Source organism: Flavonifractor sp., assembly GCF_019422385.1.
Lineage (GTDB): Bacteria > Bacillota > Clostridia > Oscillospirales > Oscillospiraceae > Flavonifractor > Flavonifractor avistercoris.
The window spans coordinates 1-15252 of sequence record NZ_JAHZDL010000064.1 but is presented as its reverse complement, the minus strand read 5'-3'; the positions used below and the strand labels follow the sequence as shown (position 1 = coordinate 15252).

Below are 15252 nucleotides of genomic sequence, written 5' to 3'. Positions count from 1 at the left end.
CTTTTTTCAGGAATCTTTCAGAAGTCCGTCCGGCTTCCGCCCGGTCTCTCCCGTCTGTTTCCTTCTTTTTCTTGCCCTCCCGTGAGGCGCTCAGATATAATACCACCCCCTCCCTCTTTTGTCAACACTTTTTTCTCGTTTTTTTCAGTCTTTTTCAATTTCCGCGCCGGTTGCAACCGGCGGGCAAATATGCTACTCTTATTATAATAATAGGAACACAGACCGGAGGGGATTACCCATGCCTATCAAGATTCCCGACTCCCTGCCCGCCACCGCGGTGCTGGAGAGCGAAAACATCTTTGTCATGACGGAATACCGGGCCATCCATCAGGACATCCGCCCGCTGAACGTTCTGATTCTCAACCTGATGCCCACCAAGATCGTCACGGAGACGCAGATCCTGCGCAAGCTGTCCAACACGCCGGTGCAGATCCAGGTGGAGCTGCTACGCACCGCCAGCTACCACTCCCAGCACACCGATGAGGATCACCTGGCCTCCTTCTACACCACCTTTGATCAGGTGCGCCACCGGAACTTCGACGGGATGATCATCACCGGCGCGCCGGTGGAAAACCTGGAATTCAGCCAGGTGGAGTACTGGCCGGAGCTGTGCGAGATTATGGCGTGGAGCCGCACCCATGTCCACTCCACCCTCCATATCTGCTGGGGGGCCCAGGCGGGGCTCTACTTCCACCATGGGGTGGAGAAGCGTTCCCTCCCCAGGAAGCTCTTCGGCGTGTATGAGCACCGGGTGCTCAAGCCCTCCTCCCCCCTGTTCCGCGGCTTTGACGACGTGTTCTTCGCCCCGCACTCCCGCTATACCGAGGTGTGGGAGGCCGACATTCGGAAGGCCGCCGGCCTGGAGCTGCTGGCCACCTCCTCCGAGGCGGGGGTGTACGCGGTCAAGACCGAGGACAGCAGCCAGTTCTTCGTCATGGGCCACCCGGAATATGACCCTGACACCCTGGCCCGGGAGTACTGGCGGGACAAGGACAAGGGGCTGGACATCGACGTACCCGCCCACTATTTTCCGGAGGACGACCCCGCCCGGGTGCCCATCGTCCGCTGGCGCAGCGCCGGGCAGCTGCTCTATACCAACTGGCTGAATTACTATGTCTATCAGACCACGCCCTATGATCTGACAAAACTCCACACATAACGGAAATGCGGGCGCCGTGCTCCCATATTTGCAAAATCCCTCCCGGTTGAATAACCGGGAGGGATTTCTGATCTGACAGGTATACGACCCGAAATATCTTACGCAGTGTGCCGGGCGCGCTCCATCTGAGTCAGCTTGACGCAGGCACCGATGACGCCGAAGAGGAACCAATAGGTGAACATGTTTCGGGGATAGAACCAGGTATACTCGGCCAGGCCGATTACCAGGATGCCGCAGAAGGCCCCGATGGCGGCGGCCAGCATCCGCCGGACCCGGGGATCCAGTGCCGCACAGAAGGCCTTCACGCCTGTCTTAAGACGCCACAGCAGCAGGGCCAGATAGGAAAACAGGGCGAAGATCCCCGCCTCTCCCCACATCTGCAGATAGTTGTTGTGGGTGTGGACGGGATAGGTGCCGTCAAAGTTGGTGGGATAGGTCTCGAAAACCTTCTTCATCACATCGGTGCCAAGGCCGACACCGCGGAACCAGTAATCCTCCATCAGATTTCTTGTGGTCTTGAAGATCTCAAAGCGGTACTGGGTGGAGCTGTCCTTGGTGTTGCCGATGGTGAGGATGCGGTTATAGATGGTCTCTGGCAGGAAGGGAATGGCAGCCAGACCCAGCACCAGGAATACCGGCACCCAGCGCCAGTTCAGCAGGGCCAGGAACACCACCACAGCGCAGGCCAGGCCGATCCAGCTGGCCCGGCCATAAGTGAAGCCGATGGCCGCCACGCCCAGGCACAGGGAGAGCAGGGACAGGAGCTTGCCCCGCCAACGGCAGTTGAGGAACAAGGCCAGATTCAAGGGCAGGAGCATCTCCAGCTGCTCGGCAAAATTATTGGGGTTGTCGAAGAAGGAGTACACCCGGCCCGGCATGCCGGCGTTGACGCTCATGTCCTGCTGGGACGGGACGATATCCACGCCGATATAACCCTGGTAGCAGCCATAGAGGGCGGCCACCGACAGGCCCACCACTGCCAGGGACACCATGAGCTGGAGCTGCTCATATTTCCGCACCGAACTGACCGCCAGCAGCACGATGAGGAAGGCGGTCAGGTGGAAGGCAAAGAAGCGCAGGGACATATGGGTGGACAGGGAGCCCACCGTAGCGATGCAGATAAAGGCCATATAAACGGTGAAATAGGGCCCCTGTGCGTCCAGCTCCAGCTTTCGCCGGGATCTCGAGGCGCTGCCCACCACAAACAGGCCGGTGAGGGCCACCACCCCCATCAGGCCGTAGATGTTATTCCACTTCTCGTGGGGGGCCATAAGCATAACCATCATGAACAGGCCCAGGAACAGGAAGGCTGCGCCCCCCAGGGTTCCCATCAGGCGGCAGAAGAGGCTGCCGTCCCACACCCGCTGCCCCGCCCGGTAGACGGCCTTGAAGATGGCGCAGGGGATGTTGACGATGGCGGTAAACAGGCGGCAGGCGATGCTGCCCGGCCAGGCTTTGGGGACCTTCCCCTCCCGCCAGACAAAGTTCCAGATGGCGCTGCCTTGGGCCTGGCGCACCACCCAGCCCTGGAGCCGGTCACAGGCCCGGCCCAGCGCGCTGTTGGCCGCCGCGTTTTTCAGGCCCAGCCAGACGGCCAGGAAAAGGCGGACAAAGAGGCTGCTTTTGGTAATTGACATAGGCAAAAATACTCCTTGGAATCAGTCGTGGAGGGCTTTTTCATACACCCCATAGGTGGCCCGGCACATCTTGTGGATTTCAAACTTGTCCTCGATGGTTTTGCGGGCGTTCTCCCGGCAGCGGGCCAGGAACTCCGGTTCCTCCAGGAAGCGCTTCATGGCCCCGGCCATGGAGTCCGGGTTGTCGTATTCCACCAGAAGGCCGCACCCGGCCTCGTCGTTGACGATGTCGGAGTTGCCCCCCATGTCGGTGGCGATCACCGGCAGGCCGGCGGCCATGGCCTCGATAATCAGGAAGGACAGGGCCTCGTGCTGGGAGGAGTTGACGTACAGATCGGAACCTTTGTACAGGTTCTTCATGTCCTTGCGGAAGCCGATGAATTTGACGCAGTCCTCCAGACCCAGCTCCGCCACCTGGGCCTTGGTGGGCTCCAGCAGGGGGCCGTCGCCTGCCAGCACCAGGGTGAAGGGTCTGTCCGTCCGCTCCGTCAGCCGCTTGACCGAGTCGATCAGGTACTTGTGGCCCTTGTCCTCGGCAAACCGGGAGGCGCACAGCATGACAAACCGGTCCTCGTCCAGGCCCAGCTCGGCCCGGAGGGTGGAGTCCGCCCGGCCTCCGGCCCAGGCGTCCAGATCCACCGCATTGAAGATCACCTGGATCCGGTCGCCGCTCCAGCCGTTGGCGATGAGCTGCTCCTTCCCCTTATTGCACACGGCGATCATCTGGTCCTGCCGCTTGTCCATCATCCGGTTAGACAGGCGGGTGATAAAGTCGTTGGCCAGCACGAAATGGTTGGTATACACCACCCGAATCTTTTTGTTGTACTTCTTGGCCAGCAGGGCGGTATAGTGCTCCCGCAGGTAGTGGCAGTGGATCAGGTCGATGTCCCACTCCTGGCACAGGGCGGCCAGCTCCCTGGCGGCCTGCTTGTCAAACCGGCTGCGCATCTCCACCCGGCGGCAGGGCACCCCCATGGCCTCCAGCCGCTCCACCAGCAGTCCGCCCTCGTTGTAGGCGAAATAGGGCTGCACCAGCCCGTCGGCGGAGAGATACTTCACCAGGGTCTCCACATACCGCTCCGTGCCCGCCTTGCCGGCGAAATTGAGCAGATAGAGCACCTTCATCACAGAAGGAACCCCCTTTACAAAGGCATAGGCGTGAGCTGATAAACTCACGCCTATCATTTTACCCGAATCCGGTTGGGAAATCAACCCGCTTTTCTCCCCCAGCCGCAGAAGATCAGCCCGCCGCACAGCAGATGGATGAGGCCAGAGGTATGGATCTGCGACAGGGCCAGCCACAGGCCCATCAGGCGAGGCCACACGCCCAAGAGATGGGCAAACTGGGGTAAAACCAGCACCAGCAGGACCAGCAGGGCGGCGCCCCCCAGCCCTGTCCAGAACAGGACCCGGCGGATGGCCGGGCTGCGGGGGTGGAGATCCCGCCAGATGCAAATCAGCGCGCACACCGCTATGCCAAGGGTCAGATAGACGGCGGGACCCAGCACGAACATGAACGCCATATAGGCCGTCCCGTCATAGGCGAGCCTCATATAGTCGGCGACGGTCGGCCTCCCGATGAGATAGATAGCCAGCAGGACGCCCCACACCGCCCACAGCACGGCGGCGGTGACGATTCTCTTCCGCCGGTTTTCCGGGGCATTATTGGGCTGCTCCACCGGCCGCGGGCCGTAGAGCAGCTCGTCCACGCTCACCCCCATGGCCTCCGCCGCGGCCAAAAGCACCTCCAGCTCGGGCAGATTCTGGTTCCGCTCCCAGTTGCTCACCGCCTGCCGGGTCACATGGAGGTTGTCGGCCAGCTCCTCCTGGGTCAGACCCTTCTGCCGCCGCAGGCGCTTCAGATTTCGGGCGATGTCGTGCATAGCCTCCCCTCCTTGCTGTTCCTATGGTAACAGAACCGGCCCGTTTTGTCACGCAAGTCCTCCTTGCATGGGTAATCCAGAGGGGCCCGACCCCCGGGCGGCGCCTGCGCGGCGGGCGCCCCCATTTCTTCCCGAAGAAATGGGGGAAAAGAAGGGGCCGGGGGTGCACCCCCGGCGCCCCCCAAACGGGGGCTCATGGCGGCGGTGGGCTGTACGGACGAGGCAAAGACCAGCCGCGCATTGCCGCCCGCTCCCTTGGCACTTATGTCACAGGCGCTGCCGCGCCTTAGGTGGCACGCATCGCGGTTACCCTGCAAGCCCTGGGAACAGGTACGCTGTACCGGCTTGGCCCGCCGGGCCGCCATCAGTGCCATGCCCCTGAAATAGTATGGCGGTCGTGGCAATCGGGTTCTGTCAAAACAAACAGTCCGAAGCTTGGACGACACCGTAGGGCGCGGCATCCTTGACGCGCCGTTTGTTTCCGGCCACTCTGTAGGGCGGGGGCTTGCCCCCGCCGTCCAACGCGGCGGGCTAGTCACCTCTCCATGACAAAATTGGTCAGGCGCACGCCCCGGCGCTCCACCTGCTGCTCCTTCACCACATGCCAGCCCCGCTTCTCAAAGAAGGGCCTTGCGGTGAGGGAGGCGTGGGTGAGCCGGGCGCCGGGCAGGGCGTCGCACAGGGCGGAGGCCACCCCCCGGCCCTGCCAGTCCCTGTGGACATAGAGCCGGTCCAGATAGCCGTCCTCTGCCAGGTCGGCAAAGCCGATGATGCTCCCGTTTTCCTCCGCCACCAGGGTCTGGTGGGCCAGCAGGGAGGCGTCCCAGGCGGCGGCGTCCAGCTCCGCCGGGGCCCAGGCGTCCAGCTGCGCCCGGGTGTAGTCCCGGGCGCAGACGGTGTGGACGGTATCGCGGAACAGGTTCAGAATGGCGGGGAGATCCCCGCTTTGGTAGGCCCTCAGTTTCATGTCCTACCGCCTCCTGACCACCCGGCGGCCCAGGCGGCGGGTGCCGTTCCACAGGGTCTCGCCGGCATCGAAGAGGCCCAGCATGAACCGCATGATGGCATAGGCGGCGAAAAGGAACACCAGCAGCACCAGAAAGGCCTCCAGGCTCAGCTGGCTCAGGCCGAAGCTCTCCCCGAACCAGAGAATGCACACCAGGCCGGAGCCCGCCATGGCCCCCCACAGCACCCGCCGCTTCCAGTCGAAGGGCTTGCACACCTCGTAGAGCACCAGGATGCCGATGAACACCAGCAGGATGGCGGACATGGTGGACAGCTCGCTCTCGGCAAAGCCGAACACCAGGTAGAAGGCCTCTACCCCCAGCACCACGATCAGGTCGGTGAGCCCGCCGGGCAGGGCGGAGCGGAACACGTTGGCCAGGAACTTGCCCTTGACCAGGCTGTGGTTGGGCTCCAGCGCCAGGAAGAAGGACGGCACGCCGATGGTGATGGCGCTGAGGAAGGACAGCTGCAGCGGCGTCACCGGGTAGGGGAAGGTGGCAAACAGGGAGATGACAGCCAGCAGGAAGGAGAAGATGTTCTTCACCAGGTAGAGGGCGGCGGCCCGCTGGATGTTGTTGATCACCCGCCGCCCCTCGGCCACCACCTTGGGCATGGCGGAGAAGTCGGAGTTGAGGAGCACCAGCTGGGCGGCGTGGCAGGCGGCGTCGGAGCCGGAGGCCATGGCGATGCCGCAGTCGGCGTCCTTCAGGGCCAGCACGTCGTTGACGCCGTCGCCGGTCATGGCCACGGTGTGGCCCTGCTTCTGGAGGGCCCGCACCAGCTTGCGCTTCTGATTGGGGGTCACCCGGCCGAACACGGTGTACTCCCGCACCGCCCGGTCAAAGTCGGCGTCGCTCTGGAGGGTGGCGGCGTCCACGTACTTCTCCGCCCCGGAGATCTCGGCCTGGCGGGCCACCTCGGCCACGGTGACCGGGTTGTCGCCGGAGATGACCTTGACGGCCACCCCCTGCTCGGCAAAATAGCGGAAGGTCTTGGGGGCCGCCGGGCGGATGCGGTTGGACAGGGCTATCAGCGCCATGGGGGACACCCGCCGGGGATCCAGCCCCTTCTGGTCGGGCACCCCGTCGTACTCCGCCGCCAGCAGCACCCGGTACCCCTTCTCCGACCAGGGATCCACCGCCTCCTTCAGATCGGCGTAGCGATTGCCCATGATGAACTCGGGGGCGCCCACCACGAAGGAGCCGTGGCCGGGGAACACCGCGCCGCTCCACTTGGTGGCGGAGGTGAAGGGGATGGTCTGGGCCGCGTGCCACAGGGACTTGCCGTGGAACTTCTGCTGCATGGCCCGGGCGGTATCGTTGTCCGCCTCCATGGACTGGTAGAAGGCGTTGAGGGTCTCGGTAACCACCGTCTCGGCGTACTTCTCCTCGTCCAGGTACACCACCTCCCCCACCTCCATGTGGGGCTCGGTGATGGTGCCCGTCTTGTCCACGCAGAGCACATCCACCCGGGCCAGGGTCTCGATGCAGTTCATGTCCTGGGCCAGCACCTTGCCCCGGGCCAGGCGGAGCATGCTCACCGCCAGGGCCACGCTGGTCAGCAGATACAGCCCCTCGGGGATCATGCCGATGAGGGCGGCCACCATGGAGATCACCGCCTCCTGGGCGGTGCGCTCCAGAAAGACGAACTCCTTGACGAACAGGGCCACGCCGATGGGTACCAGCAGGATGCCGATGACCCGGATGAGCTTGTCCAGGGAGGACATCATCTCGCTCTTGCCCACGGTGACGTCCTTCTTGGCCTCGGTGGTCAGGCGGGCGGCGTAGGACTCCGCCCCCACCCGATCCAGCCGGGCCCGGCACCGGCCGGACACCACGAAGGAGCCGGAGAGCAGCTCGTCGCCCGGGGCCTTGGTGATAGCGTCGGCCTCGCCGGTGATCAGGGCCTCGTTAACCTGGATCTGGCCGGAGAGGACGGTGGCGTCGGCGGGGATCTGGTCGCCGGAGGAGAGCTCCGCCACGTCGTCCCGTACCAGCTGGGCCGACGGTACGGAGATCAGGTTCCCCTCCCGCACCACGTTGGCCCGGGGGGCGGCCAGCAGGTTGAGCTTGTCGATGGTCTGCTTGGAGCGCAGCTGCTGGAAGATGCCGATGCCGGTGTTGGCTGCGGCGATGAGGAGGAAGAGCATGTCCTCAAAGGATCCCACCGCGATGAGCAGGGCCGCCAGCACCACAAAGATGAAGTTGAAGAAGGTGCACACGTTCTCCCGAACGATCTCCCCCACGGTCTTGGTGGGGGACTCCACCGGGTCGTTGGCCCAGCCGTGCTGCTGCCGCTCCTTCACCTGGTGGAGGCTGAGTCCCTGCTCCGGATCGGCGTTGACCCGGGGCACCTCCCGCCGGGGCTTTGGTGGCTCCGGCAGGGCCCGCTTGTGGGCGCGCTTTTGTTTCATGCTTCCGCCTCTGATCCCTTGGAATTTGAAAAACAGCGCGGACGTGCCGCGCGAATAGACCGCCTCGCGGTTGATTCACTAGACATTATAGTAGATCCCCGCCGCCGGAACAAGCCCGGCCTCTCAGAATTTACCGATTCTTCACACCCGATCCGGGCAGATTTCCGTTCTGCACCGCCCCTGCCCCGCACTATACTGGAGGGAAAGGAGGCGGAGCCTGTGGAGACCAGGCCGGAAAAGTCCCAGGCCCTTACCCGGCTGGCCCTGTGCGTCATCCTCGCCGTGGGGCTCTATGCCGGGGCGGGGAAGCTCCCCCAGCTGGAGCCCTGGAGGGAGTGGCTGGAGGGGCACAAGATCGAGGCCATTGCCGCGGCGGCGGCGGTGCTGTATGGGGTGTCCCTGCTCCTGTTTCCCCTGCCCAAGGAAGGGGAAACAGGAGTGGAGCCGGAGCCGGATGCCGGTCCCTGCTCCGGCTATGAACCAACGGAGGGCCCGCTCTGAGCGGGCCCTCCGTCCTGCTTCGAAAAAGCGGCAAAGCCGCTTTTTCGAGAAGGATCGCATGGCGGAAGGGCCTCGATTTCTTACGAAAAAGTCGGCCCTTCCGCCATGAGAAGTGTCATTTCCGACGCGTATGTCGCCGGAAATGACAGATTTGAACTTGCTTCCGCCGCCTTCGGGCGGCGGAACTCTGCGAGGCTTTTCAGAGGACAGCGTCCCCCCTGGATCTCACCGGAACAGCGGCAGCAGGGCCGCACCGATGATGCCCGCGTCGTTGCCCAGGGAGGCCCGCACCAGGCGGGTGCGGTGGAGGTTGTTGCGGGCGTAGTCCTCCCGGTTGAGGATGTAACGCACCGGGGCCATGAGGGTCTCCCCCTGGGCGGAGGGCCCGCCGCCGATGCAGATGACCTCGGGCTGGAAGAGGTTCACCAGGCTGGCGATGCCGCAGCCCAGGTAGTCCACGTACTCGTCGATCACCCGGCCGGCGGCGGCGTCGCCCTGGGCGGCGGCATCGAAGGGGGTGCGGCCGTTGACCTCCTCCAGGCTCCCCGCCAGCTTCCACAGCAGGGAGTTGGGATCCTCCTGCATCACCTCCCGGGTGCGCTTGATGAGGGCGGTGGCGGAGCAGTAGGCCTCAAAGCACCCCCGGCGGCCGCAGGTGCAGGGCCGCCCGCCGTGCTCGATGACCATGTGGCCCGCCTCCAGGCCGGCGTAGTTGAAGCCGGTGTAGAGCTTGCCGCCCAGCACCGCGCCGCTGCCCACCCCGGTGCCCAGGGTGACCAGCACCAGGGACTGGCTGCCCTTGCCCGCCCCGGCGGCGTACTCCCCCAGGGCGGCGGCGTTGGCGTCGTTCTCCAGGTAGATCTCCTTGCCCAGCCGCTTGGTCATCATCTCCGCCAGCGGCACGTCCCGGAAATCCAGGTTGGACCAGTATTTCACCACGCCGGTCTCCGGGTCAATGGCCCCGGGGGAGCCGATGCCCACCGAGGCGATCTCATCCATGGACAGCTCCGCGGCCTCCGCTGCGGCCCGGGAGGCCGCCGCCATCTGGTCAGCCACCGCCTCCACGCCCCGGGGCGTGGGGAGGCTGACCTTGCCCAGGATGGCCCCCTCCTGATCCACCACGGCGGCGGCCACGTTGGTGCCGCCCAGATCAATACCCAAATATTTCATAGTCGCTCCTCCTGCTCAAAACGTAGCCACATTATAATACAGGAGCGGCCCCGGCACAAGAGGCAATGAACCCGCTCACAGCCGGGAAACCTGGTGGATGAGCAAAAAGCCGGCCAGCAGGGAGAGCAGGCAGGGCAGCCACTCCGCCGCCCCCGGCAGCCCGGGGAGCAGGGTGGGCAGGGAGGCCAGCATGAAGCCCAGGATCACCAGATAGGTGGCCCGGGGATAGCGGGTCATCAGCAGATCCAACGCCCTGGTGAACAGAAAGATCCCCGCCAGCAGCCCCAGGGCCAGGGGGAACAGGAAGGCCAGATCCAGGCGGGCAATGGCCGTCATCGTCCCGTCATACAGCCCCAGCAGCAGGAGCAGGTAGGACACGCTGATGCCGGGCAGCACCAGGGCCGCCGCCGACAGCGCCCCCGCCAGCAGCAGGAGCAGGAAGCCCCCGCCCCCGCCGGCCGCCGCTTCATGGGCCGGAACCGGCAGGCGGTTCAGCGCCAGCACCAGCGCCGCCCCCAGCAGCACATAGACGGGCACCCGCCACTGGAAGTGCTGGATCCGGCTCTTCCGGTAGACGGCGGGCACGCTGCCCGCCACCGCCCCCAGGAAAAAGCAGCCGGTGGGGAGGGGGAACCGCTCCAGCAGACCCAGCAGAGGCCGGGCCAGCAGGAGGATCCCGCCGCAGGCCCCCAGGCAGAACCAGAACAGCAGCCGCAGGCTCTCCCGCTTGTGGGCGCGGAAGCCGCTGACCGCCCGAACCAGCTGGTCATAGATGCCCAGGATGATGGCCGTGGTGCCGCCGCTGACCCCGGGGATCAGCATGGTTCCGCCCACCACGGCCCCTTTTGCCGCCGCAGCGGCGGCATATCTGAACCGGCTCAGGCGCTCCGGGGCCTCCGCGCTGCCGCCAGGCGGCCCCGCCTCCATGGGGCCGGTGGCCCCGTTCCACTGTTCCTTATCCATATCCATCATAGTCCACCTGCAAGAATGCGTTTTGCCGCCCCGGCGCCGGGGCGGAAGGGGCGGCCACCCGTTTGCCGGATGGCCGCCCGCCGGGATCTTATGTTGCCACCGTGCCCCGGGCCGTCTTAGGGAGGCGGGGGGAGACCTCGATGGCCCGGTTTTTCCGGGTGCGCAGGTGGACTGTCAGGGTGACGCCCGCGCTGATCAGGAGGAAAGCGTAGAAGCTGATGCCCCGGGAGACCAGCACCGCCGGGGCCACCAGCCCCGCACCGAAGAAGAGCTTCATGGCGGCCACAAAGCCGCCCTCGGAGGCGCCCACCGCTCCGGGCAGGGGGAGGGAGGCCACCGCCAGGGTGACCAGGGCCTGGGTGCCGATGATGGCCATGGCGCCGCTGCCGCTGAGGCCGAAGGCGTGGTACACCACCAGGGGCACGGCGAACAGGGCGGTGAGCTGGCAGAAGGTGACGCCCAGCAGGGCGGGCGCCAGGCCGGGGTTCTGCTTGACGCACTCGGCCCCCCGGCGGTACTCCTCCATCTGCTTCTCCAGCTTCTCCCGGGCGGCGGCCTCGTTGCGCACCAGGCGCACCCGCACCAGCAGGGACAGCACCCAGCCGGTGAGCTTCCGGGCGGCGTTGGGGAGGAACATGAGGCACAGCATGCCCGCCGTCAGCACCCCGTTCACCGCCGCGCCGAACAGGAGCAGCAGCCCCAGGCCGGTGCCCAGGTTGGTCACCAGATCAAAGCGCAGCAGGACGATGGCCAGGGCGTAGCCCATGACCACCACCTGATAGCACACGGCGATGAGCATCATGTTCAGGGCCCCGTGGGCGGCGGGGATGCCGTCCTTGGACATATAGTAGACCTGGGCGGGCTGGCCGCCGGTGGCGGAGGGGGTGATGGAGCTGACATAGAAGCCCACGAAGGAGTAGCCCAGGCAGTGCCGGTAGGGCGCCCTGTGGCCCAGCCGGCCCAGGACCAGGTGGGAGCACAGGGCCTCGCATCCCACGAACGCCAGCATGAGCCCCAGGCCCAGTAACAGCCAGCCGGGCTTAAGCCGGCCCAGGATCTGGAGCAGCCGGGTGACGGGCTGATCCTTGAACAGCATCCAGCCGGTGAGGGCCATGATGGCCACAATCAGCCCGATGCCGACCAGCGTCTTTTTCCTGCTCATGCCACGCCCACTCCTTTTTCCTCCCGCAGGCCCGCCAGAATCCGGGCCAGGCTCTCGCTCTCCAGCTGCCCCTTCATATGCCGCATGTTGGCGCGCATGGATTCCAGGGCCGCGTCGTCGTAAATCAGCGCCCGAATGGCCTCCAGGCACTCCTCGGGCTCCTTGGCCGCCACGCGGCCCAGTCCCCGCTTCACCAGGAAGCGGGCGTTGAGCTTCTCCTGCTCCAGAAAGGGCTCCCACGCCAGGATGGGCAGCTCGGAGAAGATGGTCTCAAACAGGGTGATGCCGCCGGGCTTGGTGAGCACCAGATCGGCCCTGGCCATGTAGTCGTAAACCCGGTCGGTGAAGCCCAGCACCTGGATGTGGGGATACCTGCCCGCCAGGCGGTCGTAGAGCTTCTGGTTCCGGCCGGTGATGATGGTGGTGTGGACGCCGGGCAGGGCGTCCAGCGCCTCATAAAAGCTGTCCTTCCTGGGCAGCAGGCCCAGCCCGCCGCCCATGATCAAAAGCTGGCGGGTGCGGCCCGGCCGGCGCACCACGGGCCGCTTGAACTCACAGCGGACGGGGATGCCGGTGACGCAGATGCTCTCCCGCTCCACCCCCTTGGCGGCCAGCTTCTCCCTGATGTCGTTGGAGCCCACCAGGTAGCAGTCGGTGTACCGGTGGATCCACTCGGAGTGGCTGGACAGGTCGGTGACGCAGGTGATCAGGGGCAGGCGGCTGCCCGTGGCCCCCTTCCAGCGGGATACCATCCGGGCGCACAGGGGGTGGGTGGCGATCACCGTGTCGGGGCTCTTCTCCACCATCAGGCCGGACAGCTCATCCAGAAACAGGTCGTCCAGCAGAGTCCAGGTGTCGGCGGGCAGATCCCGCGTCAGCTTATAGTAGAGGTTGAACAGCCCGCTGCCCCGGGTGACCAGCAGGTTGAAGCATTTATACATGGCATCGGAGGCGTTGGGCATGGCCTGTGCCACCAGATCCAGCACCTCCACCTCAGCCCCGGGAAACGCCCGCAGCAGCTGCTGGCGCAGGGACTGGGAGGCCGACCAGTGGCCCATGCCGAATTTTCCGGTGAGAATCAGAATACGCACGGGGGTTTCCCTCCTTTACTGTACCCAGTATAGCGGAGTTTTCTTTAGAAAACCTCGGTGCAATCCTTAAAGAATGATTAAGAAATTCTAACAATTCGTCCGGAGGGGGTCTCCGGCAGGACACAGCAGGCCGCCGCCCGCCAGGTTTCGCCGGAATAGGCCCGGAAAGCCAGCCCGTCCAGCGTCCCCTCCTCCCCCGGCACCAGCAGGGGGACGGCGATGGTGCGGGGGGCCTGCCGCAGGCCCAGGCCGGTACACTTGACCCGTGCCTCCTTCAGCGTCCAGAGGGTATAAAACGCCCCCCAGCCGCCCCCCTGTTGTTGAAACCAGGCGTATTCCGCCTCAGAGAGCACGTACTTGGCCAGGCCCGCCCGCCGGGGGCGCACCAGCTCCACATCCACCCCCAGGGGGGCGCCCCCCGCGCCGCACAGGGCCAGGCCCCCGCTGTGGCTCAGGTTGAAGTGGAGGCCCGGCGCGCCGGGGAAGAAGGGCTTGCCGTTTTCCTCCCGCTCCACGGGCGGCAGGTCGGCCAGGCCGTACTCCGCCGTTACCAGCTCTCCCAGAAGCTCATACGCGTCCCCGTGTCCCAGCCACAGCACCATCTTTCCCGCCTCCTTTCCCCCAGCATACCACAGATCGCCGCGATTTTGTAGGGGCGGATATCATCCGCCCGCCGGTTATGGCCGCTCAAAGGTGCCCAGAAACAGGGGCACCCCCCGCTCCAGATCCACAATGGCATAGCAGAAAGGCCGATCCAGAATCAGCTCCTCATAGTCCATAGGTGCGGGCGCCCCCGCCGGCGCCATCACCACCGTGGACGCGGCGGCCTCGGTGCCCTCCTCGTCCACCTGGATCTTGGCCCGGTGGAGCACCGAGTCGATGAACAGCGGGCCGCCGCTTTCCGTGGTGCCCAGCCCGGAGAGGTCGGCACGGGCCGGGTCGAAGGCGGCGTCCAGGCCCAGGGCGGACAGGACGTCTTTCAGCTCGCCGCCCCACTCCGCCTCGAATTTTGGCATGCGGAGCAGCAGCCGGGTGTCCTCCGCCGCCCCGATCAGCGCCGGGAAGGTGCCCCCGTCCAGGTCTTCCAGCCAGGCGTCCAAGTCCCCATCGGGCAGGACGGCCGCGAAGGCCAGCCGCCCGTCGTCGTAGGGCAGCACCACCCCGGCGGCGTCCGCCGTGCGGAAGTACCGCTCGGTGCGGATGCCGTTGGACAAAAAGTCGGTCGCCGTCTCCGCGCCGTCGGCGGCGGTGAAGGTGTCCGTCCGGGTGTCGTCCGGGTCAAATTCCGCCGCCCAGGTGTTCTTCAGATAGAGGGCGTTGGCCAGCAGCAGGGCGGTGTCCTCCGCCGGCACGTCGTCCAGGATCTGGGGGATCATGCCGCCGGTGTTCTCCTCCACCCAGCTGTTCACCGCCCGCCGGGTCCCCTCGGTGGCCAGGTCGGCCTGGTAGAGCCCCGCCCCGTAAAAGGCGGCGCATCGGGACACAAAGAGCTCATTGGCCTTCAGGCTGTCATCCAGCCACAGGGAGTTGGCGAGGTTAGCCACGGTGCTCCCGCCCAGATGCGTATAGTCGGCCAGCAGGGAGGCGGCGTTGGCGTTGACGGCGTCCGCATCCGCCCCCAGCAGGGCCTCAAACTCCGCCAGCGTGTCCCCGGCGGCGCCGTGGGCCGTCATGGACAGGGCCAGGGAAATGGACAGGGGGGAGAGCAGGGTGTTCACCCCCGGCTCCCGCACCGCCCGGAGCAGCTGGGCCCCCAGATTGCCGATGGCGGCGTCCGCCGCCCCGTCGGCCTCCGGGGGCGCGGGCGTTCCCGCCTCAACGGGCTGAGACAGGTCGGTCACCTCCGCCGGTAGACGATAGGCCCCAGCCGGGGCGGCGCAGCCCGCCAGCAGGGCCAGGGGCAGGAGCAGAGACAGCAGCTTTCCTTTCACGGGGAACCCTCCTCATAATTTTATTTGCTTTTTAGACGGAAGTTAGGGTAAAATGTTCCATGTCTTAAAGCCTTCTTAAAACATTTCCCCCGTGGGACTTAAATCTTTTCCGCTAGACTGATTCTGCAAGACGAGGTGAGGGTATGAACACCATTCTGATCTGCGACGACGACCGGGACATCGTCTCCGCTCTGGACATCTACCTGACCAGCGAGGGGTACGAGACGGTGAAGGCCTATGACGGGCTGGAGTGCCTGGAAGCGGTGAAGCGCCAGCCGGTGGATCTGATCCTGCTGGACGTGATGATGCCCGGCCTGGACGGCATCCG

The 15252-nt window shown here is 65.4% G+C and carries 14 protein-coding genes; 3 read left to right on the top strand and 11 right to left on the bottom strand.

Going from position 1 to position 15252, the window contains the following annotated elements:
• The first annotated feature begins 238 nt into the window (after positions 1–238).
• On the top strand, positions 239–1159 hold the full coding sequence (gene metA / locus QZ378_RS09140; RefSeq protein WP_191379674.1) for a homoserine O-succinyltransferase: 921 nt from the start codon (positions 239–241) through the stop codon (positions 1157–1159).
• Between the two features lie 98 nt (positions 1160–1257).
• On the opposite strand, the gene QZ378_RS09135 is transcribed toward metA, so the two are convergent.
• From QZ378_RS09135 to QZ378_RS09115, 5 genes are all read right to left on the bottom strand, one after another.
• The gene (locus QZ378_RS09135; RefSeq protein ID WP_291258043.1) at positions 1258–2796 is read right to left on the bottom strand and encodes an O-antigen ligase family protein; all 1539 of its coding nucleotides are present in this window, start codon (positions 2794–2796) and stop codon (positions 1258–1260) included.
• 21 nt (positions 2797–2817) lie between these two features.
• Positions 2818–3921: a glycosyltransferase family 4 protein gene (locus QZ378_RS09130; RefSeq protein ID WP_291258044.1), complete on the bottom strand. Its 1104-nt coding sequence runs from the start codon at positions 3919–3921 to the stop codon at positions 2818–2820.
• 83 nt (positions 3922–4004) lie between these two features.
• Positions 4005–4679, bottom strand: coding sequence for a helix-turn-helix transcriptional regulator (locus QZ378_RS09125; protein WP_191379677.1), 675 nt, complete (start codon positions 4677–4679; stop codon positions 4005–4007).
• A 535-nt stretch (positions 4680–5214) separates the two neighbouring features.
• Positions 5215–5646 carry a GNAT family N-acetyltransferase gene (locus tag QZ378_RS09120; protein WP_291258042.1) on the bottom strand — a complete coding sequence of 144 codons (432 nt, stop codon included), beginning with the start codon at positions 5644–5646 and terminating at the stop codon, positions 5215–5217.
• A 3-nt stretch (positions 5647–5649) separates the two neighbouring features.
• A complete protein-coding gene (locus QZ378_RS09115; RefSeq protein ID WP_291258041.1) occupies positions 5650–8097 on the bottom strand; it encodes a cation-translocating P-type ATPase in 2448 nt (815 codons plus the stop codon).
• A gap of 219 nt (positions 8098–8316) precedes the next feature.
• On the opposite strand from QZ378_RS09115, the gene QZ378_RS09110 reads away from it, so the two are divergent.
• Positions 8317–8598, top strand: coding sequence for a hypothetical protein (locus QZ378_RS09110; RefSeq protein WP_291258040.1), 282 nt, complete (start codon positions 8317–8319; stop codon positions 8596–8598).
• Between the two features lie 225 nt (positions 8599–8823).
• Here the strand turns inward: QZ378_RS09110 and QZ378_RS09105 are convergent, their stop codons facing one another.
• The 6 genes from QZ378_RS09105 to QZ378_RS09080 all read right to left on the bottom strand — a co-directional run bounded on the left by QZ378_RS09105 (position 8824) and on the right by QZ378_RS09080 (position 14924).
• Positions 8824–9768 (bottom strand): ROK family protein, encoded by a 945-nt coding sequence (locus tag QZ378_RS09105; protein WP_291258039.1) that lies wholly within the window; start codon positions 9766–9768, stop codon positions 8824–8826.
• Positions 9769–9843: 75 nt separating this feature from the next.
• Complete coding sequence (locus tag QZ378_RS09100; RefSeq protein ID WP_291258038.1) at positions 9844–10737, bottom strand: DUF368 domain-containing protein; 894 nt, start codon at positions 10735–10737, stop codon at positions 9844–9846.
• Between the two features lie 91 nt (positions 10738–10828).
• On the bottom strand, positions 10829–11902 hold the full coding sequence (locus QZ378_RS09095) for a lysylphosphatidylglycerol synthase transmembrane domain-containing protein (RefSeq protein WP_291258037.1): 1074 nt from the start codon (positions 11900–11902) through the stop codon (positions 10829–10831).
• Positions 11899–12993, bottom strand: coding sequence for a glycosyltransferase (locus tag QZ378_RS09090; RefSeq protein ID WP_291258036.1), 1095 nt, complete (start codon positions 12991–12993; stop codon positions 11899–11901). Before QZ378_RS09090 ends, QZ378_RS09095 begins: the two co-directional genes overlap by 4 nt.
• 77 nt (positions 12994–13070) lie before the next feature.
• On the bottom strand, positions 13071–13595 hold the full coding sequence (locus QZ378_RS09085) for a 4'-phosphopantetheinyl transferase superfamily protein (RefSeq protein WP_291258035.1): 525 nt from the start codon (positions 13593–13595) through the stop codon (positions 13071–13073).
• Between the two features lie 75 nt (positions 13596–13670).
• Positions 13671–14924, bottom strand: coding sequence for a serpin family protein (locus QZ378_RS09080; RefSeq protein ID WP_291258034.1), 1254 nt, complete (start codon positions 14922–14924; stop codon positions 13671–13673).
• A gap of 143 nt (positions 14925–15067) precedes the next feature.
• Here QZ378_RS09080 and QZ378_RS09075 point away from each other — a divergent pair.
• Positions 15068–15252, top strand: a 185-nt coding sequence (locus QZ378_RS09075) for a response regulator (RefSeq protein ID WP_291258033.1), incomplete at its 3' end; no start/stop codon positions are given.

What these genes read in the sequence shown, in the direction of transcription:
- QZ378_RS09120 (WP_291258042.1), bottom strand. Translation starts at nt 5,646, where the DNA reads ATGAAACTGAGGGCCTACCAAAGCGGGGATCTCCCCGCCATTCTGAAC.
- QZ378_RS09095 (WP_291258037.1), bottom strand. Translation starts at nt 11,902, where the DNA reads ATGAGCAGGAAAAAGACGCTGGTCGGCATCGGGCTGATTGTGGCCATC.
- QZ378_RS09125 (WP_191379677.1), bottom strand. Translation starts at nt 4,679, where the DNA reads ATGCACGACATCGCCCGAAATCTGAAGCGCCTGCGGCGGCAGAAGGGT.
- QZ378_RS09135 (WP_291258043.1), bottom strand. Translation starts at nt 2,796, where the DNA reads ATGTCAATTACCAAAAGCAGCCTCTTTGTCCGCCTTTTCCTGGCCGTC.
- QZ378_RS09115 (WP_291258041.1), bottom strand. Translation starts at nt 8,097, where the DNA reads ATGAAACAAAAGCGCGCCCACAAGCGGGCCCTGCCGGAGCCACCAAAG.
- QZ378_RS09105 (WP_291258039.1), bottom strand. Translation starts at nt 9,768, where the DNA reads ATGAAATATTTGGGTATTGATCTGGGCGGCACCAACGTGGCCGCCGCC.
- QZ378_RS09130 (WP_291258044.1), bottom strand. Translation starts at nt 3,921, where the DNA reads ATGAAGGTGCTCTATCTGCTCAATTTCGCCGGCAAGGCGGGCACGGAG.
- metA (WP_191379674.1), top strand. Translation starts at nt 239, where the DNA reads ATGCCTATCAAGATTCCCGACTCCCTGCCCGCCACCGCGGTGCTGGAG.
- QZ378_RS09085 (WP_291258035.1), bottom strand. Translation starts at nt 13,595, where the DNA reads ATGGTGCTGTGGCTGGGACACGGGGACGCGTATGAGCTTCTGGGAGAG.
- QZ378_RS09100 (WP_291258038.1), bottom strand. Translation starts at nt 10,737, where the DNA reads ATGGATATGGATAAGGAACAGTGGAACGGGGCCACCGGCCCCATGGAG.